The sequence below is a fragment of the Streptomyces sp. NRRL F-5650 genome (genome assembly GCF_000721365.1).
GTDB lineage: Bacteria > Actinomycetota > Actinomycetes > Streptomycetales > Streptomycetaceae > Streptomyces > Streptomyces ardesiacus.
Window position 1 is genome coordinate 61,154 of sequence record NZ_JOGV01000012.1, and the last position, 25,324, is coordinate 86,477.

Annotated in this window: 22 protein-coding genes and 1 tRNA gene; 9 read left to right on the plus strand and 14 right to left on the minus strand. The window is 68.9% G+C overall.

Going from position 1 to position 25,324, the window contains the following annotated elements:
- Nucleotides 1-42: 42 nt before the first annotated feature.
- The 9 genes from IG88_RS0114380 to dnaA form a co-directional block, all read right to left on the minus strand.
- Nucleotides 43-116, minus strand: a tRNA-Ile gene (locus IG88_RS0114380).
- 111 nt (nt 117-227) lie between these two features.
- Complete coding sequence (locus tag IG88_RS0114385; RefSeq protein ID WP_078861494.1) at nt 228-953, minus strand: DUF3566 domain-containing protein; 726 nt, start codon at nt 951-953, stop codon at nt 228-230.
- Nucleotides 954-971: 18 nt separating this feature from the next.
- Nucleotides 972-3,566 carry a DNA gyrase subunit A gene (gene gyrA, locus IG88_RS0114390; RefSeq protein WP_031039962.1) on the minus strand — a complete coding sequence of 865 codons (2,595 nt, stop codon included), beginning with the start codon at nt 3,564-3,566 and terminating at the stop codon, nt 972-974.
- Nucleotides 3,567-3,608: 42 nt separating this feature from the next.
- Nucleotides 3,609-5,666: a DNA topoisomerase (ATP-hydrolyzing) subunit B gene (gyrB, locus tag IG88_RS0114395; protein WP_199807453.1), complete on the minus strand. Its 2,058-nt coding sequence runs from the start codon at nt 5,664-5,666 to the stop codon at nt 3,609-3,611.
- 434 nt (nt 5,667-6,100) lie between these two features.
- Complete coding sequence (locus IG88_RS0114400) at nt 6,101-6,691, minus strand: DUF721 domain-containing protein (RefSeq protein ID WP_031039969.1); 591 nt, start codon at nt 6,689-6,691, stop codon at nt 6,101-6,103.
- The gene (gene recF / locus IG88_RS0114405; RefSeq protein WP_031039971.1) at nt 6,688-7,809 is read right to left on the minus strand and encodes a DNA replication/repair protein RecF; all 1,122 of its coding nucleotides are present in this window, start codon (nt 7,807-7,809) and stop codon (nt 6,688-6,690) included. The genes IG88_RS0114400 and recF overlap by 4 nt, the downstream gene beginning before the upstream one ends.
- 64 nt (nt 7,810-7,873) lie before the next feature.
- Nucleotides 7,874-8,752 carry a phosphogluconate dehydrogenase (NAD(+)-dependent, decarboxylating) gene (gene gnd, locus IG88_RS0114410; protein WP_031039975.1) on the minus strand — a complete coding sequence of 293 codons (879 nt, stop codon included), beginning with the start codon at nt 8,750-8,752 and terminating at the stop codon, nt 7,874-7,876.
- A 197-nt stretch (nt 8,753-8,949) separates the two neighbouring features.
- Entirely contained in the window at nt 8,950-10,080 is a 1,131-nt protein-coding gene (gene dnaN / locus IG88_RS0114415; protein ID WP_031039978.1) for a DNA polymerase III subunit beta, read from the minus strand.
- Between the two features lie 913 nt (nt 10,081-10,993).
- On the minus strand, nt 10,994-12,961 hold the full coding sequence (gene dnaA, locus IG88_RS0114420; protein ID WP_031039981.1) for a chromosomal replication initiator protein DnaA: 1,968 nt from the start codon (nt 12,959-12,961) through the stop codon (nt 10,994-10,996).
- Nucleotides 12,962-13,338: 377 nt separating this feature from the next.
- Here dnaA and rpmH point away from each other — a divergent pair, with 377 nt between their 5' ends.
- The 9 genes from rpmH (at nt 13,339) to IG88_RS0114465 (ending at nt 20,295) form a co-directional block, all read left to right on the plus strand.
- The gene (rpmH, locus tag IG88_RS0114425) at nt 13,339-13,476 is read left to right on the plus strand and encodes a 50S ribosomal protein L34 (protein ID WP_003956500.1); all 138 of its coding nucleotides are present in this window, start codon (nt 13,339-13,341) and stop codon (nt 13,474-13,476) included.
- Between the two features lie 21 nt (nt 13,477-13,497).
- Nucleotides 13,498-13,869, plus strand: a complete 372-nt coding sequence (gene rnpA / locus IG88_RS38685; RefSeq protein ID WP_037799078.1) for a ribonuclease P protein component — start codon at nt 13,498-13,500, stop codon at nt 13,867-13,869.
- Nucleotides 13,866-14,240: a membrane protein insertion efficiency factor YidD gene (gene yidD, locus IG88_RS0114435; protein WP_031039985.1), complete on the plus strand. Its 375-nt coding sequence runs from the start codon at nt 13,866-13,868 to the stop codon at nt 14,238-14,240. Before rnpA ends, yidD begins: the two co-directional genes overlap by 4 nt.
- Before the next feature lie 3 nt (nt 14,241-14,243).
- Complete coding sequence (gene yidC / locus IG88_RS0114440) at nt 14,244-15,539, plus strand: membrane protein insertase YidC (protein WP_031039988.1); 1,296 nt, start codon at nt 14,244-14,246, stop codon at nt 15,537-15,539.
- 15 nt (nt 15,540-15,554) lie between these two features.
- Nucleotides 15,555-16,067, plus strand: a complete 513-nt coding sequence (locus tag IG88_RS0114445) for a protein jag (protein WP_031039991.1) — start codon at nt 15,555-15,557, stop codon at nt 16,065-16,067.
- Nucleotides 16,068-16,193: 126 nt separating this feature from the next.
- Complete coding sequence (gene rsmG, locus IG88_RS0114450) at nt 16,194-16,913, plus strand: 16S rRNA (guanine(527)-N(7))-methyltransferase RsmG (RefSeq protein WP_031039993.1); 720 nt, start codon at nt 16,194-16,196, stop codon at nt 16,911-16,913.
- 264 nt (nt 16,914-17,177) lie between these two features.
- Nucleotides 17,178-18,251, plus strand: coding sequence for a ParA family protein (locus tag IG88_RS0114455; RefSeq protein WP_078861495.1), 1,074 nt, complete (start codon nt 17,178-17,180; stop codon nt 18,249-18,251).
- Nucleotides 18,248-19,348 carry a ParB/RepB/Spo0J family partition protein gene (locus IG88_RS0114460; RefSeq protein ID WP_031039999.1) on the plus strand — a complete coding sequence of 367 codons (1,101 nt, stop codon included), beginning with the start codon at nt 18,248-18,250 and terminating at the stop codon, nt 19,346-19,348. Before IG88_RS0114455 ends, IG88_RS0114460 begins: the two co-directional genes overlap by 4 nt.
- Nucleotides 19,349-19,677: 329 nt before the next feature.
- On the plus strand, nt 19,678-20,295 hold the full coding sequence (locus IG88_RS0114465) for a GNAT family N-acetyltransferase (RefSeq protein WP_031040001.1): 618 nt from the start codon (nt 19,678-19,680) through the stop codon (nt 20,293-20,295).
- Between the two features lie 75 nt (nt 20,296-20,370).
- Here IG88_RS0114465 and trxA read toward each other — a convergent pair whose 3' ends face one another.
- The 5 genes from trxA to IG88_RS0114490 form a co-directional block, all read right to left on the minus strand.
- Nucleotides 20,371-20,703, minus strand: a complete 333-nt coding sequence (gene trxA, locus IG88_RS0114470) for a thioredoxin (protein WP_031040003.1) — start codon at nt 20,701-20,703, stop codon at nt 20,371-20,373.
- A 40-nt stretch (nt 20,704-20,743) separates the two neighbouring features.
- Nucleotides 20,744-21,715: a thioredoxin-disulfide reductase gene (trxB, locus tag IG88_RS0114475; protein WP_031040007.1), complete on the minus strand. Its 972-nt coding sequence runs from the start codon at nt 21,713-21,715 to the stop codon at nt 20,744-20,746.
- A gap of 159 nt (nt 21,716-21,874) precedes the next feature.
- Nucleotides 21,875-22,726 (minus strand): anti-sigma factor family protein, encoded by an 852-nt coding sequence (locus IG88_RS0114480; protein ID WP_031040011.1) that lies wholly within the window; start codon nt 22,724-22,726, stop codon nt 21,875-21,877.
- Between the two features lie 17 nt (nt 22,727-22,743).
- Nucleotides 22,744-23,469, minus strand: a complete 726-nt coding sequence (sigM, locus tag IG88_RS0114485; protein ID WP_031040013.1) for an RNA polymerase sigma factor SigM — start codon at nt 23,467-23,469, stop codon at nt 22,744-22,746.
- A 27-nt stretch (nt 23,470-23,496) separates the two neighbouring features.
- Nucleotides 23,497-25,191 carry a protein kinase family protein gene (locus IG88_RS0114490; RefSeq protein WP_031040015.1) on the minus strand — a complete coding sequence of 565 codons (1,695 nt, stop codon included), beginning with the start codon at nt 25,189-25,191 and terminating at the stop codon, nt 23,497-23,499.
- Nucleotides 25,192-25,324 lie beyond the last annotated feature (133 nt).

Here is a 25,324-nt window from a genome sequence, read left to right on the forward strand (position 1 = left end):
CCTGGAGATCTACCGGCCGTTCTACCTGGCGCTTTGCCGCTGTGGGGCTAACAGGATTTGAACCTGTGGCCTCATCCTTATCAGGGATGCGCTCTAACCAACTGAGCTATAGCCCCGCCGCGCTCTGCGGTGTGTGTCCCGCGCGCTGACTCCTGAAGATTAGCGCACGAGGCGGGCAGTCCCAAAATCGGTTGTCGCGCGGCCGACGAGCACGATCGGCTCGCGGATCACTCGTCCTCGGCGAGGGTCAGTTCCACCCCGCCGACGAAGCCGGCGGACAGGTTGTAGATGAACGCGCCGAGGGTCGCCAGGGCCGTCGCGAGGACGACGTCGATCACCGCGATGATCGTCGTGAACATCAGCACGTTGGGCAGCGACAGGAAGGACTGCAGGTCGAAGCCGTTGGACTCGTTGGAGCCGGTGGCCTCGGCGATCGTGCCGCCGACCGTGGAGAAGACGCCCATGGCGTCCATGACCATCCACAGCACGGCGGACGCGACGATGGTGCAGATGCCGAGGGCGATGGAGAGCAGGAAGCTGACCTTCATCACCGACCAGGGGTCGGCCTTCGACACCCGCAGGCGCGCCTTGCGGACGCGGGGCGTGGTGCGGGCGCCGGTGCGCGGGCGGCGCACGGCGGACGCGTTGCCGCCCTGGGTCTGGTAGGCCTGCGGCGGGTGGTAGGGCCCGCCGGGCTGCTGCGGCTGCCGCTCCCCCGGCAGCGGTGAGGCCGCCTGCCGGGTCCGCTGGCCTCGGGTGTCCGTCACAGTTCCCCCCTGGGATCCATGCGTTGAGGACGAGCTCCCCGAGTGCGAGTCGGTCGCTCCGTCGTCGATCTTGCGCAGTTGAGTCGTGTGCGAATCCGTCGCACGCGCGGCGGAGCCACGGCCGCCGCCGCCCGTTTCCGTACCCGTGGGGGTACCGGCCGATCCGGCGCCCGTGGCTCCGCTCACGATGACTCTCTCCTCGTGTTACTCGGCCGAGGGCGCCTCGCCCTCGTCCGTGCCGGTGGTCGCGGCACCCTCGGCGGTCTCGTCGACGGCCACATCGCCGTCGACCTCCTCCGCCTCGCGTCCCGCCTCGGCGTTGCGTGCGATGCCGACGACGGCATCGCGCTTGCCCAGATTGATCAGTTGGACGCCCATGGTGTCACGGCCGGTCTCCCTGACCTCGCTGACTCGCGTACGAATCACACCGCCCGAGAGTGTGATGGCGAGGATCTCGTCGCTCTCCTCGACCACCAGCGCGCCCACGAGCGACCCGCGGTCCTCGACGATCTTGGCGGCCTTGATGCCGAGGCCGCCGCGACCCTGGACGCGGTACTCGTCGACGGAGGTGCGCTTCGCGTAACCGCCGTCGGTGGCAGTGAACACGAACGTACCGGCTCGAACAACATTCATCGAGAGCAGCTCGTCCCCTTCGCGGAAACTCATGCCCTTGACGCCCGAGGTGGCACGTCCCATCGGCCGCAGCGTGTCGTCCGACGCGGTGAACCTGATCGACTGTGCCTTCTTGCTGATCAGCAGCAGATCGTCCTCGGCCGAGACCAGTTCGGCCCCGATCAGCTCGTCGTCGCTTCCGTCCGCCTGCTCCCGCAGGTTGATGGCGATGACACCGCCCGAGCGCGGCGAGTCGTAGTCCTTCAGCGGCGTCTTCTTCACCAGGCCGGCCTTGGTGGCCAGGACCAGGTAGGGCGTCGCCTCGTAGTCGCGGATCGCGCGGATCTGGGCGATCGTCTCGTCCGGCTGGAAGGCCAGCAGGTTCGCCACGTGCTGGCCGCGCGCGTCCCGGCCGGCGTCCGGCAGCTCGTAGGCCTTGGCCCGGTACACGCGGCCCTTGTTCGTGAAGAACAGCAGCCAGTGGTGCGTGGTGGACACGAAGAAGTGGTTGACGATGTCGTCTTCCTTGAGCTTCGTGCCGCGCACGCCCTTGCCGCCGCGCTTCTGCGCCCGGTAGTCGTCGGTCTTGGTGCGCTTGATGTACCCGCCACGCGTGACCGTGACGACGATGTCCTCCTCGGCGATCAGGTCCTCGATGGACATGTCGCCCTCGTACGGGATCAGCTTGGTCTTGCGGTCGTCGCCGTACTTCTCGACGAGCGCCGTCAGCTCCTCGCTGACGATGCCGCGCTGGCGGACGGGGGAGGCGAGGATCTCGTTGTACTCGTTGATCTTCGCCTGGAGCTCGTCGTGCTCCCGGACGATCTTCTGCCGCTCCAGGGCCGCCAGGCGGCGGAGCTGCATCTCGAGGATCGCGTTGGCCTGGATGTCGTCGATCTCCAGGAGGTCCATCAGGCCCCCGCGCGCGATCTCGACGGTCTCACTGCGCCGGATCAGCGCGATGACCTCGTCGATGGCGTCCAGGGCCTTGAGCAGGCCGCGCAGGATGTGCGCCCGCTCCTCTGCCTTGCGCAGCCGGAAGCGCGTACGGCGGACGATGACCTCGATCTGGTGGTTCACCCAGTGGCGGATGAACGCGTCCAGGGAGAGGGTGCGCGGCACGCCGTCGACCAGGGCCAGCATGTTGGCGCCGAAGTTGGTCTGCAGGTCGGTGTGCTTGTACAGGTTGTTCAGGACGACCTTGGCGACCGCGTCCCGCTTGAGGACGATGACCAGGCGCTGGCCGGTGCGGGAGGACGTCTCGTCGCGGACGTCGGCGATGCCGCCGATCTTGCCGTCCTTCACCAGGTCGGCGATCTTCTGGGCGAGGTTGTCCGGGTTGACCTGGTACGGCAGCTCCGTGACCACCAGGCACTGGCGGTTCTGGATCTCCTCGACCTCGACGACCGCGCGCATGGTGATCGAGCCGCGGCCGGTGCGGTAGGCCTCCTCGATGCCCTTGCGGCCCACGACCAGGGCGCCCGTCGGGAAGTCGGGGCCCTTGATCCGCTCGATGAGCGCGTCCAGCAGCTCCTCGTGCGAGGCCTCGTAGTTGTCCAGGTACCACTGGGCGCCGGCCGCGACCTCGCGCAGGTTGTGCGGCGGGATGTTGGTCGCCATGCCGACCGCGATGCCCGCCGAGCCGTTGATCAGCAGGTTCGGGAAGCGGGCGGGCAGGACGGTGGGCTCCTGGGAGCGGCCGTCGTAGTTGTCCGTGAAGTCGACGGTCTCCTCGTCGATGTCCCGGACCATCTCCATCGACAGCGGCGCCATCTTGCACTCGGTGTAGCGCATGGCCGCCGCCGGGTCGTTGCCCGGCGAGCCGAAGTTGCCGTTGGAGTCGACGAGCGGCATCCGCATCGACCAGGGCTGGGCGAGGCGGACCAGGGCGTCGTAGATGGAGCTGTCGCCGTGGGGGTGGTAGTTGCCCATGACGTCGCCGACGACGCGGGCGCACTTGTAGAAGCCGCGCTCGGGGCGGTAGCCGCCGTCGTACATGGCGTACAGCACGCGCCGGTGCACGGGCTTGAGGCCGTCGCGGACGTCGGGCAGCGCACGCGACACGATGACGGACATCGCGTAGTCGAGGTAGGAGCGCTGCATCTCCGTCTCGAGCCCGACGGGCTCGACACGCATCGCCAGGGCGTCACCCTCGGGCGTGGTCACAGGGGTGTTCTCGTCGGTCATTGCTGGTGAAGGTCCTTCCTGGTGCGGTCAGCCGTGACCGACTCAGATGTCGAGGAAGCGGACGTCCTTGGCGTTGCGCTGGATGAACGCGCGGCGGGCCTCGACGTCCTCGCCCATCAGCACCGAGAACAGGTCGTCCGCCTGTGCGGCGTCGTCGAGCGTGACCTGGCCGAGCACGCGGTGCTCCTGGTCCATGGTCGTGATGCGCAGCTCCTCGGCGTTCATCTCGCCGAGGCCCTTGAAGCGCTGTACGGAGTCCTCACGGATGCGCTTGCCGGCCTGGCGGCCCATCTCGATCAGCGCGTCGCGCTCGCGGTCGGAGTACGCGTACTCGAAGTCGTCCCGGCCCCACTTGATCTTGTACAGCGGCGGGCGGGACAGGTACACGTGCCCGGACTCGACCAGCGGCCGCATGAAGCGGAACAGGAAGGTCAGCAGCAGGGTGTTGATGTGCTGGCCGTCGACGTCGGCGTCCGCCATAAGAATGATCTTGTGATAGCGGAGCTTCTCGATGTCGAAGTCCTCGTGCACGCCCGTGCCGAACGCGGAGATCATCGCCTGGATCTCCTGGTTCTGCAGGATCCGGTCGATGCGCGCCTTCTCGACGTTGAGGATCTTGCCGCGGATCGGGAGGATCGCCTGGTACTGCGGGTTGCGGCCGGACTTGGCCGAACCGCCGGCGGAGTCTCCCTCGACGATGAAGATCTCGCACTTGGTCGGGTCGTTCGACTGGCAGTCGGACAGCTTGCCCGGCAGCGACGCCGACTCCAGCAGGCCCTTGCGGCGCGTCAGGTCACGGGCCTTGCGGGCCGCCACGCGCGCGTGGGCCGCCTGGATGCCCTTGCGGATGATGTCCGCGGCCTCGTTGGGGTTGCGGTCGAGCCAGTCGGTCAGGTGCTCGTAGACGATCTTCTGGACGAAGGTCTTCACCTCGGTGTTGCCCAGCTTCGTCTTGGTCTGGCCCTCGAACTGGGGCTCGCCCAGCTTCACCGAGATGATCGCGGTCAGACCCTCGCGGATGTCGTCACCCGTGAGGTTGTCGTCCTTCTCGCGCAGCAGCTTCTTGTCGCGCGCGTACTTGTTGATCAGCGAGGTGAGCGCCGCGCGGAAGCCCTCCTCGTGCGTACCGCCCTCGTGGGTGTGGATGATGTTGGCGAACGAGTACACGCCCTCGGTGTAGCCGCCGTTCCACTGCATCGCGACCTCGAGGGACAGGTTCTTGTCCTTGTCCTCGGCCTCGAGGTCGATCACGGTGGGGTGGACCAGCTCTCCCTTGCGGGAGTTGAGGTACGTCACGAAGTCGACGATGCCGCCCTCGTAGTGGTACGAGACGCTCTTGACCTCGTGCTTCTCGTCCTCGCCCGCCTCGTCCGCACCGGCGGTGGCCTTCGCCGACTCGCGCTCGTCGGTGAGGTTGATCTTCAGGCCCTTGTTGAGGAAGGCCATCTCCTGGAAGCGCCGGGAAAGCGTCTCGAAGGAGTAGTCGGTGGTCTCGAAGATGTCCCCGTCGGCCCAGAAGGTGACCGACGTGCCGGTCTCCTCGGTGGCCTCGTGCCGGGCGAGCGACGCCGTGGGGACGCCGAGCTTGTACTCCTGCGTCCAGCGGTAGCCGTCGGTCTTGACCTCCACCGCCACCCTCGTGGACAGGGCGTTGACGACGGAGACGCCCACACCGTGCAGACCACCGGAGACCGCGTAGCCGCCGCCGCCGAACTTGCCGCCCGCGTGCAGCACCGTCAGCACGACCTCGACGGCGGGCTTCCCCTCGGAGGGGACGATGCCCACCGGGATGCCACGGCCGTTGTCGACGACCCGGACGCCGCCGTCGGCGAGGATCGTGACGTCGATCGTGTCCGCGTGACCGGCCAGCGCCTCGTCGACGGAGTTGTCCACGACCTCCTGCACCAGGTGGTGCAGGCCCCGCTCACCGGTCGAGCCGATGTACATACCGGGTCGCTTGCGGACCGCGTCCAGACCCTCGAGGACGGTGATGGCACTGGCGTCGTACGAGGCGGGGTCGCCGTGCGAGGCGCTCACCGCGTCGTTCACGTCGGTGTCGGTGGACGGGTTGTTCTCGTTGGGGTTGCCGGAATCGGCCACGAAGCGCCCTTTCTGGCACAGCACGAGCCGGGCTCGTCGGCAGGTTGCCGGAGCGGCTGCGGCATGTTGCGTTGGTAAGCCTTGATCAGCGTTGCTCAGCTAGTCCCGGACGGTCCCCACGGTCGGGGCGGGATTCTCTCTCATTCTACCGGTACCACTGACACTGATGGGGGTTTGCCGGTACCTGAGTCCGCATGTGCCGCCCTGAACGAGCCTTGTCCGACTCCCGATATGCGGAAGGGGGCCTCAAGAGGCTCACAACGGCACTCAGCGCTTCGAGGCGTCAACCCTTTGCTACTTGGGAGTCAGCTCGCGGCACACGGTCCCGCGCGGTGGTACGGCGGAGCCCGCGCCGGCGTTTCGGCCCGGTCACCGACGGCCGATTTTGTGAGGTACATCACGCATCTCTGACGGGGTTCCGGGCCGTGCCCACCTCACCCGTAGGTGTCCCCCGGACCCTGGCTGCCGGGCGCCCGCAGCGGCCCGTAACGCCGCCCGGGACCGCCGGCACCACCGGGTCCGAGCACCTTGATCATCCGTACCGACCCGTGCCCCAGGTCCTCGTTGAGACGGGCGACCAGCGTCGGCGCGAGGAGCCGAAGGTTGGTCGCCCAGGCCGTCGAGTCGCAGCGCACCACCAGCACCCGCTCGTCCTCGTCGTACCGCTCCGGCACGCAGTGCTTGGCCACGTCGTAGCCGACGATCTGCGGCCAGCGGCCCATCACCCCGCCCACCGCCGCGGGGGTCTCCCAGCCGCGCTCGGTGATGAGCCGGTTGATCGCCGAGCCCAGGGCCATGGGGTCACGGCCGTCGGCCCGCGCCCCGGAGCGCAGACCGCCCCGGCGCGCCTGCTTCTTCTGCTGGGCCGCGTCCCCACGCGCGCGTGCCGCCTCCCGCGCCGCCCTGAGCGCCACGCGCGCGAGGTCGACGCCGGACGGCTCCGGGCCGGCCTTCCCGGGGCCTGTCCCGTGGTCCTGCCTGCGCCCGCCGAGGGGGCTGCCGGGGCCCGGCTCGTCGGGGCTCATGCGCGCTCCACCGTGCCCTCCGCGACCGTGAACCGCGCCCCCGCGAGCACGTGCGGGACGTCGTCGTCGACCGCCGCCGTCACCAGCACCTGCTCGCCGGGCGCCACCAGCTCCGCCAGCCGCTCCCGGCGTCGCGCGTCCAGCTCGGCGAAGACGTCGTCCAGGACCAGCACCGGCTCGTTGCCCTCGGCCCGCAGCAGGTCGAACGAGGCCAGCCGCAGCGCCAGCGCGTACGACCACGACTCCCCGTGGGAGGCGTAGCCCTTGGCGGGCAGCGAGCCGAGCTTGAGCAGCAGGTCGTCGCGGTGCGGACCGACCAGGGTGACGCCCCGCTCGATCTCCTGCTTGCGGGCCTCGCCGAGCGCGGCCATGAGCTGCTCGTAGAGGTCCTCGCGCGTGTGCGCCTCGCCGGGTGCCGACGGCTTGTACTCCAGCGCGAGGGGCCCGCCGCCCGGGGCGAGCTGCTCGTACGCCTTGTCGGCCAGCGGCTGCACGGCCGCGATCAGGTCGAGGCGCTGGGCGAGGAGTTCGGCGCCCGCGCGCGCGAGGTGCTGGTCCCAGACGTCGAGCGTGGACAGGTCCATCGTCCGGCCCCCGTGCCGGCGGGCGAGCGCGGCCGACTTCAGCAAGGTGTTGCGCTGCTTGAGGACCCGGTCGTAGTCGGAGCGCACCCCGGCCATCCGCGGCGAGCGGGCGGTGATCAGCTCGTCCAGGAAGCGGCGCCGCTCGCCGGGGTCGCCCTTCACCAGCGCCAGGTCCTCCGGCGCGAACAGCACGGTGCGCACGATGCCGAGCACGTCACGCGGTCTGACCTGCGAGGACCTGTTGATGCGGGCGCGGTTGGCCTTGCCCGGGTTCAGCTCCAGCTCGATGAGCTGCTGCCGCTCGCCCTGCCGGACCTGGGCGCGGATCACGGCCCGCTCGGCGCCCATGCGCACCAGGGGGGCGTCGGAGGAGACCCGGTGGCTGCCGAGGGTGGCGAGGTAGCCGACCGCCTCGACGAGGTTGGTCTTGCCCTGTCCATTGGGGCCGACGAAGGCGGTGACGCCCGGGTCCAGGGGCACCTCGACCCGGGCGTACGAACGGAAGTCGGCCAGCGACAGATGCGTGACGTGCATGGTCGTGCGCCGACCTCCCCAGCCTCCGGGTGCGGACCCTCGGGCGTTGACCTTCGGGTGTTGCTTACTTCTTCTTCTCGACCGCGTGGCCGCCGAACTGGTTGCGCAGCGCGGCGATCATCTTCATCTGCGGCGAGTCGTCCTGCCGGGACGCGAACCGCGCGAAGAGCGAGGCCGTGATCGCGGGCAGCGGCACCGCGTTGTCGATCGCCGCCTCCACAGTCCAGCGTCCCTCACCGGAGTCCTGTGCATAACCCCGGAGCCCGTCCAGGTGCTCGTCGTCGTCGAGCGCGTTGACCGCGAGGTCGAGGAGCCAGGAGCGGATCACCGTGCCCTCCTGCCAGGAGCGGAAGACCTCGCGGACGTTCTCCACGGAGTCGACCTTCTCCAGCAGCTCCCAGCCCTCGGCGTAGGCCTGCATCATGGCGTACTCGATGCCGTTGTGGACCATCTTCGCGAAGTGGCCCGCGCCCACCTTGCCGGCGTGCACGGCGCCGAAGTCGCCCTCCGGCTTGAGGGCGTCGAAGACCGGCTGCACCTTGGCGACGTTCTCCGCGTCGCCGCCGTACATCAGCGCGTAGCCGTTCTCCAGGCCCCACACGCCGCCGGAGACGCCGCAGTCGACGAAGCCTATGCCCTTGGCCGCCAGCTCCTCGGCGTGCTTCTCGTCGTCCGTCCAGCGGGAGTTGCCGCCGTCCACGACGACGTCGCCGGGCTCCAGCAGCTCGCCGAGCCGGTCGACGGTGTCCTGGGTGGCCCCGCCGGCCGGGACCATCACCCACACCACACGCGGGGCGCTGAGCTTGCCCACCAGCTCTTCCAGGCTGTGGACGTCGGCGAGGTCCGGATTGCGGTCGTATCCGACGACGGTGTGGCCCGCGCGGCGGATCCGCTCGCGCATGTTGCCGCCCATCTTGCCGAGGCCGACGAGACCGAGCTCCATCAGTTGCGTTCCTTAGGTGTGCGAGGTGGCAAGGCGGCACCTCCGAACCCGTCGGCCGGGTGCCGCGGCACTTTCGTACCCACGTCGACCCTAAACCCGGACGCCCGTGCACAGTTGTGGGCATACGCGCTCAGGCGTATGCCCCCACCTGCGGGTTCGTCCCCATCCTGTGGACAGAGGCCGAGGAGCCCGTGGGCTCAGCCGCTCAGCCGCACCGGCATGATCAGGTACTTGTAGGCCTCGTCCGCCTCGGCGTCCACCGCGGGCTTGCCGCTGAGCAGGGCCGGCTTCGTGGACGTCGTGAAGGAGAGCTGGGCGACCGGGGAGTCGATCGCGCTCAGACCGTCCAGCAGGAAGGTCGGGTTGAAGGCGATCGAGATGTCGTCGCCCTCCAACTGGGCGTCGACCCTTTCCACAGCCTGTGCGTCGTCGCTGGAACCGGCCTCCAGGACGAGCACCCCCTGCTCGAAGCTGAGCCGCACCGGGGTGTTGCGCTCGGCGACCAGGGCCACGCGCTTGACGGCCTCCACGAAGGGGGCGGTCTCGATCACGGCGACGCTGTTGAACTCCGTCGGGAACAGCGTCTTGTACTTCGGGAGGTCGCCCTCCAGCAGACGCGTCGTCGTCCGGCGGCCGGCGCCCTCGAAACCGATCAGGCCCTCGCCCGCGCCGGAGCCGGACAGCGCCAGGATCACCTGGTCACCGCTGGTCAGCGCCTTGGCGGTGTCCTGGAGCGTCTTGGCGGGCACCAGGGCGACCGCGGAGATGTCCGGGTTCTCCGGCTTCCACAGGAACTCGCGGACCGCGAAGCGGTAGCGGTCGGTGGAGGCCAGCGTCACCGAGTCGCCCTCGATCTCGATGCGCACGCCGGTCAGGACGGGCAGCGTGTCGTCACGGCCCGCGGCGATCGCCACCTGCTGCACGGCGGAGGCGAAGACCTCGCCGGGGACCGTGCCGGTCGCCTCCGGCATCTGCGGCAGCGCCGGGTACTCCTCCACCGGGAGGGTGTGGAGGGTGAACCGCGAGGAGCCGCAGACCACCGTCGCCCGTACACCGTCTGTGGAAATCTCCACCGGACGGTTGGGGAGGGCTCGGGAGATGTCGGCGAGCAGGCGGCCGGAGACGAGGACCGTGCCCTCCTCCTCGATCTCCGCCTCCACGGACACCCGTGCCGAGACCTCGTAGTCGAAGCCGGACAGGCTGAGCTGCCCCTCCTCGGCCTTCAGCAGCAGGCCCGCGAGGACCGGCGCCGGCGGACGGGCCGGGAGGCTGCGCGCCGCCCAGGCCACTGCCTCCGCGAGTACGTCGCGTTCCACCCGGATCTTCACTGTTGCCGCCTCCTGCTGTTGCCGGCGCTGCTCGCCCTGCTTCGCCTTCGTCGTCTGACCGGTGTCGTCCGCCGCTGTGAGGGGCAGAACACCGGGGACCAGTCTGACGCACCCCACTGACAGTAGGTGCCGTTCGGGGTCAAGTCGTGACGAGGGGCGGTCGGGCTCGAGAGGGCGAGTTGTGCACAGGTCCCGCTTCGAAACGAATTCCGCTCTCTCTCTGGTCGTCAGTAGTAGTAGGGCCTGTGGATACCGTGGATAACCCTGTTTGCCCAGGTCAGAGCGGAAATTTTGTCCACGGGTCCTGTGGGCGGAGCCGGTGGACAACCGGGCACTTCTGTGGAGAACAGAAAGTTCTGCACACACCGTGCACAGGGAGAGGCGACTTCTCCCCAGAGCCGTCCCCAGCTTTACCCACGTTTCCCACAGCCCAACCAGGCAGCCTGGTGTGACGCCTTTCACTCGACGCGGTGACAGGGCGCGTCACGTTGCCGAACAGTGGACAGGCATGTGGAGAAGCTGGGGATCGCTGGGGACAACCGGCTCCAGCCTGTGGGTTGCCCGTGGACAACTGAATGCACAGCCTGTGGACCGTTTGGTTGTCCACAGGCTGTGGAGATCCTTCGTCCACGAATCCACAGGGAGCTGACCTGCCCTGATGATCTCCCAACAGCCTGGCCTGTGGACGAGATCGGGACAACTTCCCAGTCCCCAAGGTGTGGACGGAAAAAAGTGGCCGAATCTGTGGAGGACGGCCGTAACCCGGCAGGTATTCGAACAGCGGGCAGGACGCGCGTACGAGCAGGTGGGGGCCGGGAGAGGTTCCCAGAGGCACGCGAAAGGCGCCCCCGGAGTCCCGGAGGCGCCATGGGGGCCGTGTCGGTGGCCCGGCCGTCAGCCGTTCCTGGTGCCGTCAGCCGTTCTTGATGCGGTTGGTCAGCTCGGTCACCTGGTTGTAGATCGAGCGCCGCTCCGCCATCAGATTGCGGATCTTGCGGTCGGCGTGCATCACCGTGGTGTGGTCGCGCCCGCCGAAGAGCGCGCCGATCTTCGGCAGCGAGAGGTCCGTCAGCTCGCGGCACAGGTACATGGCGATCTGCCGGGCCGTCACGAGCTGACGGCCGCGGGAGCTGCCGCACAGGTCCTCCACCGTGAGGCCGAAGTAGTCGGCGGTCTCGCTCATGATCGCCGTCGAGGTGATCTCCGGGGTGGAGTCCTCGCCGCCGGGGATCAGGTCCTTGAGGACGATCTCGGTGAGGCCGAGGTCGACCGGCTGCCGGTTGAGCGACGCGAACGCCGTCACGCGGATCAGGGCGCCCTCCAGCTCGCGGATGTTGCGCGAGATCCGCGAGGCGATGAACTCCAGCACCTCCGGCGGCGCGTTGAGCTGCTCCTGCACCGCCTTCTTGCGCAGGATCGCGATGCGCGTCTCCAGCTCGGGCGGCTGGACGTCGGTGATCAGCCCCCACTCGAACCGGTTGCGGAGCCGGTCCTCCAGCGTGACCAATTGCTTGGGCGGCCGGTCACTGGAGAGCACGATCTGCTTGTTGGCGTTGTGGAGGGTGTTGAAGGTGTGGAAGAACTCCTCCTGCGTCGACTCCTTGTCCGCGAGGAACTGGATGTCGTCGACGAGCAGGATGTCCATCTCGCGGTAGCGCTTGCGGAAGCTGTCGCCCTTGCCGTCGCGGATGGAGTTGATGAACTCGTTGGTGAACTCCTCCGAGCTCACGTAGCGCACGCGCGTGCCCGGGTAGAGGCTGCGCGCGTAGTGCCCGATGGCGTGCAGGAGGTGGGTCTTGCCGAGCCCGGACTCCCCGTAGATGAACAGGGGGTTGTAGGCCTTCGCGGGTGCCTCGGCGACGGCGACGGCCGCCGCGTGGGCGAAGCGGTTGGAGGCACCGATGACGAAGGTGTCGAAGAGGTACTTCGGGTTCAGGCGCGCGGTCGGCTCACCCGGTCCGGTCGCCGGCGCGGGCTGGGCGGCCAGCGGACCGGGCGCCCCGGTGGCGGGCCCGGGGCCGACGGGGCCGCCGCGGTGGACGTGTCCCGAACCGGCCGGGGGCTCGGGCAGCTCCCGGCGCGGGCCGCGCTGGTCGTAGTCCCCGCGCTGCTGGTCGTAATCGCCGCGCTGCTGGTCGTAGTCGCCGCGCGGGGCGTCGTACTCGCCCCGGGACTGTTCGTACTCACCGCGCGGGGCGTCGTACGACGGGCGGTCCGGGGGCTGCGGCCGGTAGTCCTGCTGCTGGTACGGGGAGTGGGAGTCGTGGGAGGAGTACGGCGGTGGTTCCTGGCCGTACGGCTCCTGCGGCGGGGACGCGTAGGGGTCCCGTTCCGGGAAGCCGAGGCGCTGCTGCTGCCAGCCGTAGTCGTCCTGCTGGGCCGGCCGGGGCCAGGAGCCGGGCTCGGGGCGCTGGTACTCCTGCGGGTAGGCGGGCCGTGCGGTGGGGAGCTGGTCGGCGCGGCCGCGGCCGTAGCCCTCGTACTCGTCGCGGTAGTCCTCGCGGCCGCTCTGGCCGGGGGCGGGGAGCTCGGGCTCCTCGTAGCGGGGCTGCGGGCGGGACGGCGGGCCCTGCGGGGCTTGGGGTACCGGTCCGGCGGGCTCGCCCGCGCTGTCGTCGACGGTGATCGCGATACGGATCGGGCGACCGCACTCGCGGGTCAGGGTCTCGCTGACGACCGGGGCGAGGCGGCCCTCCAGTACGCCCTTCGCGAATTCGTTCGGTACGGCGAGCAGGGCGGTGTCGGCGACCAGCGCGAGCGGCTGGCAGCGGCGGATCCAGTGCTCGTCCTTCGACTCGACACCCTGCCCGCGGCCCTCTCCGAGGAGTTGCTCCAGTACGCGTGGCCACACTGCGGCAAGATCGGCAGGTACGTCAGCCACAGGGCACGCTCTCTCACGGGTCCCTCGAAGGTGTGATTCGAGGACGGGTCGGGATGAAAATCGGATGGGGCAGGGATAAGGGAACGAATCGGAGTTCAGCCACGGTAGTCAGCGCGGCCGGTAGGGTTCAAGTTGTTGTCCCCAGCCTGTGGACAAGTGTCTCCCGGTCACCGCTGGTTTGACCGAATGGCGCAGTCGCACGTACCGTAACCAGGTCGAGTTGTCGATGGCTGCTGCCGCCTGCCTCCGATGGGCACAGGTCACGTCCAAGGTGATCGAAAAGCGGTGCACTCGGGCGTAACGCGAGCTACTCGTGGGCGCACGGTGACAGCCAGGACGGCACCCCGCCACCACCCGATTCTTTCTGGAGCCCCCGAGTGAGCAAGCGCACCTTCCAGCCGAACAACCGTCGCCGCGCGAAGACCCACGGCTTCCGGCTGCGTATGCGTACCCGTGCCGGCCGCGCGATTCTCGCGTCCCGCCGCAGCAAGGGTCGCGCCCGTCTGTCCGCCTGATCCCGATCAGGTCATGACGTCGTGCTGCCCACCGAGAACCGGCTGAGGCGGCGCGAGGACTTCGCGACCGCGGTACGACGGGGCCGCCGGGCCGGCCGCCCGGCCCTTGTCGTCCACCTTCGAAGCGGTGCCACGGACCCGCACGCGCCTGGGGAGAGCGCTCCCCGGACACGTGCGGGTTTCGTCGTGAGCAAAGCCGTGGGTGGCGCGGTCGTGCGCAACAAGGTGAAGCGCAGGCTTCGCCATCTGATGCGCGACCGGATCGACCTGTTGCCCCCCGGTAGCCTGGTAGTCGTACGAGCGCTGCCCGGTGCGGGTGACGCCGACCATGCACACCTGGCCCGAGACCTGGACGCCGCCCTGGCGCGGCTACTGGGAGGGGGCGCGCGATGAAGTACCCGCTGCTGGCTCTGATCAAGCTCTACCAGTGGACGATCAGTCCGCTGCTGGGGCCGGTCTGCAAGTACTACCCGTCGTGTTCCCACTACGGCTACACGGCCATCGACCGGCACGGAGCCGTCAAGGGCACGGCACTCACCGCCTGGCGGATTCTGCGGTGCAATCCGTGGTCGCCGGGCGGAGTGGACCATGTTCCACCGCGCAAGCGCCCGCGGTGGCACGAAATGCTGCGTGCCGCCTGGCGGGCACGCAAGGGCGGGACCTCCGCCGCCGAACCGGCCACCGAAGGACGGCCTGCTCACCCGAGCCCGTCCGAGCCTTCGAGCCCGGCCGCAGAGACCTCGCCCCATGCCCAAGGAGCATGATTAGTGGACACGATTGCCAGCCTCTTCAGCTTTATCACCTGGCCCGTCTCCTGGGTCATCGTCCAGTTCCACACGGTGTACGGGGCGATCTTCGGACCTGACACCGGATGGGCCTGGGGCCTGTCCATCGTGTCCCTGGTGGTCCTCATCCGCATCTGCCTGATCCCGCTCTTCGTGAAGCAGATCAAGGCGACGCGCGGGATGCAGACGCTCCAGCCGGAGATGAAGAAGATCCAGGAGCGCTACAAGAACGACAAGCAGCGTCAGTCCGAAGAGATGATGAAGCTGTACAAGGAGACGGGTACGAACCCGCTCTCCTCGTGCCTTCCCATCCTGGCGCAGTCCCCGTTCTTCTTCGCCCTGTACCACGTGCTCAACGGCATCGCCTCCGGCGACACCATCGGCGCGGTCAACCAGAGCCTGCTCGAGAGCGCGCAGAAGGCACACATCTTCGGGGCCCCGCTGGCCTCGAAGTTCTTCAGCAGCGAGAGCGACGTCGCCGCCCTCAGCGCTTCCCTGACCGACGTCCGCGTCGTCACCGCGATCATGATCGTGCTGATGTCGGCCTCGCAGTTCTTCACCCAGCGCCAGCTGATGACGAAGAACGTCGACACCACCGTGAAGACGCCCTTCATGCAGCAGCAGAAGATGCTGATGTACGTCTTCCCCGTCATGTTCGCCGTCTTCGGTGTCAACTTCCCCGTCGGTGTCCTCGTCTACTGGCTGACCACCAACGTGTGGACCATGGGCCAGCAGATGTACGTCATCCGCAACAACCCGACGCCGGGCTCCAAGGCGCAGGCCGCCTACCTCGAGCGGCTGCACAAGAGCGTCACCGAGCACGGCAGGATCCGTGGCCGGGGCCAGAAGGCCATCGTGAAGGCGATCGTCGCCAAGGGCCGGGACCGCAACGAGGCCGAACGGAAGTTCATCAACGGGCTGAACAAGGCGGGCATGGCGGCCCAGGCCGACGGCAACGTGGTGAAGAGCGAGGCCGCCGTCGCCGCCCAGAGCGCGGACGGCTCGACCGTGGCCACCACGGGCCAGCCCAAGCGACAGCAGCCCAAGCGGCAGACCAAGTCCCAGCGCCAGGCCAAGACCGCCGGGGACGCCGAGCCGAAGACGTCGCTGACCAAGTCGGACGAGCCGCAGGACGCCAAGCCTGCCGACAAGCAGGACGCCAAGCCTGCCGGTGGTGCCAAGAAGCCGGCTCCGAAGTCCGGCAGCGGTGGCCGCAGCAGGGCACAGTCCGGTCAGCGCAAGGGCCCGCAGCGGCCCAAGTCCCCGTCGAAGAAGTAAGAAGGAGTCCATCCCGTGACGGAAGGCACCACCTCCGCCGCTGCCGAGGGTGCAGACACCCTGACCCGCCTCGAGCAGGAGGGCGACATCGCGGCGGACTACCTGGAGGGTCTGCTCGACATCGCCGACCTCGACGGCGACATCGACATGGACGTCGAGGCCGACCGCGCCTCCGTCTCGATCATCAGCGACAGCGGCAGCCGCGATCTGCAGAAGCTGGTCGGCCGGGACGGTGAGGTGCTGGAGGCTCTGCAGGAGCTCACGCGCCTCGCCGTGCACCGCGAGACCGGTGACCGCAGTCGGCTGATGCTGGACATCGCGGGTTACCGAGCGGGCAAGCGCGCCGAGCTGTCCGAGCTGGGCGCCAAGGCCGCGGCCGAGGTCAAGAGCAGTGGCGAGTCCGTGCGGCTCGAGCCGATGACGCCCTTCGAGCGCAAGGTCGTGCATGACGCGGTCAAGGCCGCGGGACTCCGGAGCGAGTCCGAGGGCGAGGAGCCGGAGCGCTTCGTCGTCGTGCTCCCTGCCTGATCGGTTCTCTCTCGTTCTCCGGCCCCGTCTGTTGCGCAGGCGGGGCCGAGTTTTGTCAGCCTGATAGTTCTGGTGGTTCTGGCACCGGCGCCCTCCGCGCCGGTGCCGTACGGAAGGACGGTCCCCGTGTCGGAGGCAGCGGAGCTCCCCCCTGTACCCGAGCAGGCACGTGACGTGTTCGGTGATCGCTACGCGGACGCGGTCCGCTATGCGGAACTGCTCGCCGAAGCGGGGGTGAAGCGCGGACTGATCGGCCCGCGTGAAGTGCCCCGGCTCTGGGAGCGGCACCTGCTGAACTGTGCGGTGCTCTCCGAGGTCGTCCCCGAGGCAGTGACGGTGTGCGACGTGGGCTCGGGTGCCGGCCTGCCCGGCATTCCCTTGGCTCTGGTACGGGAGGACCTGAAGATCACTCTCCTGGAGCCGCTGCTGCGCCGCACGAACTTCCTCACCGAGGTCGTGGAGCTGCTGGGCCTGGACCATGTCACGGTGGTGCGGGGTCGCGCCGAGGAGGTCATGGGCAAGCTGCCGCCGGTACATGTGGTGACGGCCCGTGCTGTCGCTCCACTGGACCGTCTAGCCACCTGGGGCATTCCGCTGCTGCGTCCGTACGGCGAGATGCTCGCCCTCAAGGGCGACACGGCGGAGGAGGAGCTGAAGGCGGCAACCGCGGCGCTGAGCAAGCTCGGAGCCGAAGAGACCTCCATCCTGCATGTGGGCGAGGGCGTCGTGGAGCCCATGTCCACCGTGGTGCGGGTCGAGGTTGGCGAGAGTCCCGGTGGTGTGCGTTTCGCGGCCAAGCGGGCCAAGGCTGCCCGGACCGGCCGGACGCGTCGGCGTCGGGGGTAGCGGCCCGCCCGTCCCGCCGTACTCCACACAAGCTGCCCTATCCGCGCGTGCCGGAGTGTCGCGTCAGTTCGTCTTCGGCTGCTGTGCATCGTGTTTCACGTGAAACGTCGCTCACTGCTGCACGGCATCATCAGTCGCGGTCGCGCTGCGGCCGATCCACGCGAACGGAAGCCTCTCGGGTCGCTCGGAGAAGGCGCGGAGTTGTCCACAGAGGTGGATTTCTCCACAGAAGCCCAGGCCTCACTGGTTCATGGCCCCGCAGGCATGGGAGGCTCTGTTCATAGCGAGCCTGAAGTCGAGGAGAGTGAATCCTTGCGGTCCGACGCCAATATCGCGGGACCGATGACCGATCCGGTCCCCGGCCCCCGTACCGAGTCGATGGGGGCGGATGTTTCACGTGAAACACCGCCTCCGATGGACGACACTCCGATCGGTCGTGCTGCCCAACTGGCGGTGGAGGCCCTGGGCCGCGCCGGCGATGGACTGCCGCGCCCCGAGCAGACCAGGGTCATGGTCGTGGCTAACCAGAAGGGCGGTGTGGGCAAGACGACGACGACCGTCAATCTCGCCGCCTCACTCGCCCTGCATGGCGCGCGAGTCCTGGTCGTCGACCTCGACCCCCAGGGCAATGCCTCCACCGCGCTGGGGATCGATCACCACGCCGATGTGCCGTCCATCTACGACGTGCTGGTCGAGAGCCGACCGCTCTCGGAAGTGGTGCAGCCGGTCCCTGATGTCGAGGGCCTGTTCTGTGCGCCGGCGACCATCGACCTTGCCGGCGCGGAGATCGAACTGGTCTCTCTGGTCGCCCGCGAGAGTCGGCTCCAGCGGGCGATCACGGCGTACGAGCAGCCGCTGGACTACATCCTCATCGACTGCCCGCCCTCCCTCGGCCTGCTGACGGTCAACGCGCTCGTCGCGGGCCAGGAGGTCCTGATCCCGATCCAGTGCGAGTACTACGCGCTGGAAGGTTTGGGACAGTTGCTGCGCAACGTGGACCTGGTCCGGGGACACCTCAATCCCACGCTGCACGTGTCGACGATCCTCCTCACCATGTACGACGGCCGGACACGGCTTGCGTCCCAGGTCGCTGACGAGGTTCGCAGCCACTTCGGTGAGGAGGTGCTGCGTACCAGCATTCCCCGCTCGGTCCGCATCTCGGAGGCCCCGAGCTACGGGCAGACGGTGCTGACCTACGATCCAGGATCGAGTGGAGCCCTCTCCTATCTGGAGGCGGCCCGTGAGATCGCGCTGAAGGGGGTGGGCGTCAGCTATGACGCGACCCACGCCCATGTCGGCGCTCAGAATGATCCGAACATGGTGGAGGGGATCCAGTGAGTGAACGACGGAGGGGGCTGGGCCGTGGTCTGGGCGCACTGATCCCCAACGCCCCGACCGAGAAGTCGGTTGCCTCGGCGGCGTTGGGCAACGCGGCTCCCGCGGCCCCGGGGACGATGCCCCTGCTGCCGAACGAACGCGGGGTGGCCGCTGCGAAGGTGGCCACGCTGCCCCATGTTTCACGTGAAACGGAGGAGCCGACGGTACCTCAGGGTGCTGAAGGGCTTCGCCCGCCCATGGGGGCACACTTCGCCGAGGTTCCGCTCGACGCGATCACGCCGAATCCGAAGCAGCCGCGCAAGGACTTCGACGACGATGCGCTGGCCGAGCTCGTCACCTCCATCAGGGAGGTCGGTCTGCTCCAGCCGGTCGTCGTGCGGCCCACGGAGCCCGGGCGCTACGAGCTCATCATGGGCGAGCGCCGTTTCCGGGCCTGCCGGGAGCTGGAGCTGGACGCCATCCCGGCGATCGTCCGGGCGACGGAGGACGAGAAGCTCCTCCTGGACGCGCTCCTGGAGAACCTGCACCGTGCGCAGTTGAACCCGCTGGAGGAGGCGTTCGCCTACGACCAGCTACTGAAGGACTTCAACTGCACGCACGACCAGTTGGCCGACCGCATCGGCCGTTCTCGTCCGCAGGTCTCCAACACGCTGCGTCTGCTGAAGCTCTCGCCGAAGGTGCAGAACCGGGTCGCCGCCGGAGTGCTGTCCGCAGGTCACGCGCGCGCCCTGCTGTCTGTCGACGACCCGGAGGAGCAGGACCGGCTGGCCCATCGCATCGTGGCCGAAGGTCTCTCGGTGCGGTCGGTCGAGGAGATCGTGACCCTGATGGGCTCCCGGCCGCAGAAGCCGCAGCGAGCCAAGGGACCGCGGGCCGGCTCGCTGGTCTCCCCGGCGCTCTCGGACCTGGCGACGCGGCTCTCGGACCGCTTCGAGACACGCGTCAAGGTCGACCTCGGGCAGAAGAAGGGCAAGATCACCGTGGAGTTTGCCTCCATGGACGATCTGGAGCGGATCCTCGGCAGTCTCGCCCCCGGCGAAGGTCCCGTACTGCAGAAGGGCCTCCTGGAGGACAAGGACGACGACGTCGAATCCTGATGTCGGGGCGACGGGGCTCCCGGTGGTGCTTCGAGAGCTTCAAGGGCGGGCCGTGTGCCGGTGCTTACCGGAACACGACCCGCCCTTTGCTCTGCGCCGGTGTCGAGGCCACCGCCTGGTGGATACGATGCGAGCGGGATGGCGTTGTCACCTGGCAGTACCTCTGAGAGGAAGGCAGGGGCCATGCGAACGATGAGCCGCACCGAACTGGTGAGCGCGGGCTTGGGGCTGGGCGCGGTCGGTGGGTTCGTCGGAAGCCTGCTCAGGGAACGGACCGCTCTGACAGCCGCCCGCGATGCGGCAGGCGAAGGAAGCGAGGAACAGCCTTCATGGGCCGCCGGCTCGTACCGCTCACGCTGGACAACCTTCAGGACCTTCCCTCACGCTGTCGCTCGTGCGTCTTCTGGGAACTGGATCCCGTCAGCGGTGAGGCCGCGGTAAAGGCGGGCACACCCGCTCTGGAGAAGGAGTCCTGGATCTCCGCTGTGCTACTGGACTGGGGATCCTGCGGCCGAGTGGTCTACGTCGATGACGTGCCGGTGGGTTTCGTTCTCTATGCACCCCCGGCGTATGTGCCGCGCTCTGCGGCCTTCCCCACCAGTCCGGTTTCCGCGGACGCGGTCCAACTGATCACCGCCTTCGTGACGCCTGGGTACCAGGGGCAGGGGCTCGGTCGGGTGATGGTCCAGACCGTCGCCAAGGATCTTCTGCGCCGGGGCTTCAAGGCGATCGAAGCGTTCGGGGATGCCCGCTGGAAAGAGCCCGCCTGCGTCCTGCCGGCGGATCACCTGCTGGCGGTTGGCTTCAAGACCGTGCGACCGCATCCCCGGTATCCGCGACTGCGGCTGGATCTTCGGTCCACGCTCTCCTGGAAGGAGGACGTGGAGATGGCGCTGGACCGCCTGCTCGGCGCCGTGCAGAAGGAACCGGTGTTGCGTCCGTTGTAGGGGCGCTGGGGAGGCCGCTGTAAGCCGAATGGGCCGACCCGTTCGGGTCGGCCCATTCGTGTTTCACGTGAAACGTCAGTCGGCGATGAAGTCCTGGAGGTCACGGACGATCGCGGCCTTCGGCTTGGCGCCGACGATGGTCTTGGCGACCTCGCCGCTCTGGTAGACGTTCAGGGTCGGGATGGACATGACGCCGTACTTGGCAGCCGTACCCGGGTTCTCGTCGATGTTCAGCTTGACGATCTCGATCTTGTCGCCGTACTCGGCGGCGATCGCCTCGAGGGAGGGCGCGATCTGGCGGCACGGTCCGCACCAGGCGGCCCAGAAGTCCACCAGGACGGGCTTGTCGTTCTTCAGGACGTCCTCCTCGAAGGAGGCATCGGTCACATGCTTCAGGGTGCCGGCCACGGCGGGCTCCTTTAACTGAGTGGTGCGGGGGATGGGGTGGTCAGACGGCGGCGGTCTTCTCGGGCTCCGCCTTGTCCTCGTCGCTGAGGGCGGCGAGGAAGCGCTCGGCGTCGAGCGCGGCGGAGCAGCCGGTGCCTGCGGCGGTGATCGCCTGGCGGTAGGTGTGGTCGACCACGTCACCGGCGCCGAAGACACCCGTCAGGTTGGTGCGGGTCGAGGGCGATTCGACCTTCAGGTAGCCCTCCGGGTCCAGATCGAGCTGGCCCTTGAAGAGCTCGGTGCGCGGGTCGTGGCCGATCGCGATGAACAGACCGGTCACCGGCAGGTCTGAGAGCTCCCCGGTCTTGACGTTGCGCAGCTTCAGGCCCGAGAGCTTCTGGTCGCCCTGGACCTCGGCCACCTCGCTGTCCCACACGAACGTGATCTTCGGGTCGGCGAAGGCACGCTCCTGCATCGCCTTGGAGGCGCGCAGCGTGTCGCGGCGGTGGACGATGGTCACGGACTTCGCGAAGCGGGAGAGGAACGTGGCCTCCTCCATCGCGGTGTCACCGCCGCCGATCACGGCGATGTCCTGGTCCTTGAAGAAGAAGCCGTCACAGGTCGCGCACCAGGAGACACCGCGGCCGGACAGGGCGTCCTCGTTCGGCAGACCGAGCTTGCGGTGCTGGGAGCCGGTGGTCACGATGACGGCCTTGGCCCGGTGGACGGTCCCCGCGGTGTCGGTGACGGTCTTGATCTCGCCGGTGAGGTCGACGCTGACGACGTCGTCCGGGATCAGCTCGGCACCGAAGCGCTCCGCCTGGGCCCGCATGTTGTCCATGAGCTCGGGGCCCATGATCCCGTCCTGGAAGCCGGGGAAGTTCTCGACCTCGGTGGTGTTCATCAGGGCGCCGCCCGCAGTGACGGCACCCTCGAACACCAGCGGCTTGAGCGACGCTCGCGCGGTGTAGAGCGCCGCCGTGTAGCCGGCGGGCCCGGAGCCGATGATGATCACGTTTCGGACGTCGCTCACGGCTTCATTCCTCGTCTCTGGACTGCGTCTTCAGGGCCGGGTGGAGCTGCACTCGGAACTCTCACCCCACCTAACGGATCCTACGGGGCGCGCATTCCCGCTGTGTCCGCGCACACGACGACGGGGTCGGGCCACCCGGGAGGGGGTCGGGCCCGACCGCTACGGGCGCGTGTAGGAGTGCTGCAGAAGGATCTTGGCCTCGCCGATGGCGGGCTGCTTCACACACGCCGCATCGGCAATGTAGGCGGTGACGCGGGTGTCCTTGGTGGCATCGGGCAGCACCACGAGCAATGCTTCCTTGCCCTGGTAGACGCCCTGCTCTGTCGCGATCGCCGCGTCGTCGCGCCCGATGCCCCTGCGGATGCACTCGGGCACGGTCGGCTGCTTGAAGACGTGATTTTCGGCGGTCTCGCCGCCGGTCTCGGACTCCATGCCGAAGCTCCGCGGTGTGCGCGACTCGTTCTGAGTGCTCCCGCCCGCCACGAGGCCGGTGACCTTGTCCTTGAGCTGCCCCTCGGAGAAGGTGTCCGCGAGTGTGGCGGTCTGCTGCTCGTGAGCGGTGTCGCCTGAAGGGCTCTTCCCGGTGAGGGAGGAGACGACGACCGAGCCGAGCCCGATGGCGGCAGCGGCGGCCACGGCGCCGAGTACAGCTACCCTTCGCCGCACGCCTCGCCGGCGATCCTTGCGTCCGGGGCCGGTGGAGGAGGGGCGGGGGTGCCCGGTCGGTCGGTCGACCGGTGTCGATGTTTCACGTGAAACATGCGCGTCGTCGGCCGCGGCCGGTCGCGGTTCGGCGGCCAGGGCGGCGTCGATACGGGCGGCCACGTCGTCCGGCATGGCGGCCGGGGGCGGCAGCGTGCCGAGCAGATCCTGAATCTCCCCCAGCGACGCGTAGACGTCCGCGCAGAGTGCGCAGCTCTCCAGATGCCGTCGTATGTCGATGGTCCGTGCGCTGGGGAGAATTCCTTCGGCGAGGTCGGAGATCTCCGCGACGTCCGGGTGCCCGGTCATGTCTGCCGTCGACGACGTCACGCTCGTCCACCTCCGCCCTTCACTGCGGCTGAATCGCTCGGCTCTGCCTCCGGCGGACCCGCACGCTGCGGTCCCGCTGCGGGTGGGACGGCTGTCCCCCGTGTCCGGTTCCGCTCCGTGCTCGGTTCCGTCCTCGCCTCGCTGCCGTCGGGCCGGAGGTGGGTGAGCAGGGGCAGGAGCCTGGCTCTGCCCCGGGCACACCGGCTCTTGATCGTCCCGGTCGGCACGTCGAGGATGCGGGCGGCTTCCACGACGGGATAGCCCTGCATGTCCACGAGGACGAGCGCGGCGCGCTGGTCGGCGGGCAGGGTGCTCAGGGCCCCGAGCAACTGGCGGTGCAGATCATTGCGCTCGGCGGGTGCGGAGGCCGACTCGTGCGGCTCCAGGAGCTGATCCAGGCGCTCGGTGTCATCGGTGGGTGCCGTCTTGCGCGACGCGGCCTTGCGGGCACGGTCCAGACAGGCGTTCACCGTGATCCGGTGCAGCCAGGTCGTGACGGCTGCCTGTCCGCGGAAGGTGTGCGCGGCCCGATAGGCGGAGACGAGCGCGTCCTGGACGGCGTCGGCGGCCTCCTCACGATCCCCCAGCGTCCGCAGGGCCACCGCCCAGAGCCGGTCGCGGTGACGGCGCACGAGTTCGCCGAAGGCATCGGGGTCGCCTTGGACGTGACGGGCGAGGAGGTCCTGGTCGGCCACTCGGTCATGACTCTCGCTGTCCGCCATCACACCCTCCCCTTGTGGTAGATGCCGTCAGCTGGTCACCGTGACGTCCGCCAGGCGGCCGCGCCATGTCCCGTCCGTCTGCACCGGCAGATGGGTGAGCCACACCAGGAGGTACCGGCTCTGGAGGGCCTTCTCGGGCTTGAGCTCCACCGTCGTCCCCGAACCCCCGGCGACCTTCTGATACGCGTCGAAAGAAGTCGGCTCCGCCGTGGCGTCCTTGCCCGCGCTGCGAAGCTCCACGGACGTGTTCCCGACGAAGGTGACGGTCACCTTTCCGACCTGCTGGACCTTGCCGAGGTCCAGGATGACGCCGACGCCGGGCTTGAGACGTCCGAAGTCGGAGCTGAGGTAGTAGTCCGTCTGCCAGTAGGTGGACTTGTCTCCGTCGTAGACGTTCCCGATGTCGGACGGCTTCTCGGACTGGTCGCCGAAGGGGTCGAAGTCCCGGGCACCAGTGATGGCGACCGGCTTGCCAGGCAACGGGGCCTGGGTGTTCTTGTCGTTGTCGCCGTCCACGGTCTGGGTCTGGTTCGGGTCGTCGGCGCTGCCGCCCCGGTCCATGAGGGCGTCCGCGAGCTGCCAGCTACCGAGACCGAGTGCGGCGATCAACAGAGCCGAGACGCCCCACTTGAGGGCCTTGCCGGTACGGCTCTGCAGCGGGGGCGGCGGCGTCGGAACGGGCTGCGTGGCACCGAGGTGCGGCGCCGGACGGCCGTACGCCCCCTGCTGGTAGGCCGTGCGCTGGTACTGGGGCGGGGCGGTGAACGCCGGCTCCGGCGGGCGGATGCGCGGCATCTCGCCGATCGCCTTCACCAGTTCCTCCGGCGTCGTGCACGGGGACTCGTGGCGGGAGGCGGTGGCGCCGTCGTTGGCGAGCGCCCGCATCGCCAGTTCGGACAGGCCGCGGTGGACGCCGGCCCGCACCTGGTCCGGAGGGATCAGACCGAGGTCCTTGGGCAGGCCCGCCAGACCGTGCGCGTCGGTCTCGTACGGCCAGCGCTGGGTGAGCGTGGCGTACAGAAGGGCGCCGATGGCCTCGGTGTCGGTGCGCTGCGGGGTGTCGGAACTGATGCCGCGCAGTGCGGCGTTGACGGCGAGGCCGCGGATCCGCCACTGGCCCGTCGAGGTTCGGAGCACCGCGTTGGGGTTGAGGCGCAGATGGGCGAGGCCCTCGCGGTGGGCGGCCGCCATGGCCGACGCGACCTGACTGACCATCTGGTAGGCGTCGTAGACCTCCAGCGGTCCGGAGGCGAGGAGCGCGGTCAGCTCGGTGGCGTCGGGGAGCCACTCGTGCACGACGTAGACGAGGTCGTTGTCCTCGACGGCGTCCAGGACCTGGACGAAGCGGGGGTCGCCGAGCAGGGCGGCGGAGCGGGCCGCGGCCAGCACGGAACGGGTACGCGCGTGGTCCGCCGGAAGGAGATGGACGCCGACGGCGCGGCGCAGCTTCTCGTCGACGGCCCGCCAACTGCTGAAGCCGTCCAGACGGGTGACGCACTCCTCGAGGCGGTAGCGTCTGGCGAGCTTGTGCCCGCTGTGCAGTTCGGGAGGCGAGGTCCTGCCGGTCTCCTCGCTCGTGGCGCTGCCCTGTGCCTCGTCGCTGTCCGTGTCCCGCTCCCGGTTGTTGGCCACCCCGTCGGCCGTGGACTGGTCCGCCTGTGCGGTCAGCGGCTCGTCACCGCTGTTGTCTGCCACGTCGACGGCAGTGCTCCGTTCCGCCACCGTCGTTCCTGCCTCCCCATTCCGTGCGCGTCGGCCGTCCCCGATCCGCGCGTCCGACGCCGAACCCAATTGTGCCCACAGTCCGCCGCTATGCACGACACACGGCAGCGGACGATGGTTGTGCGCCTACCCC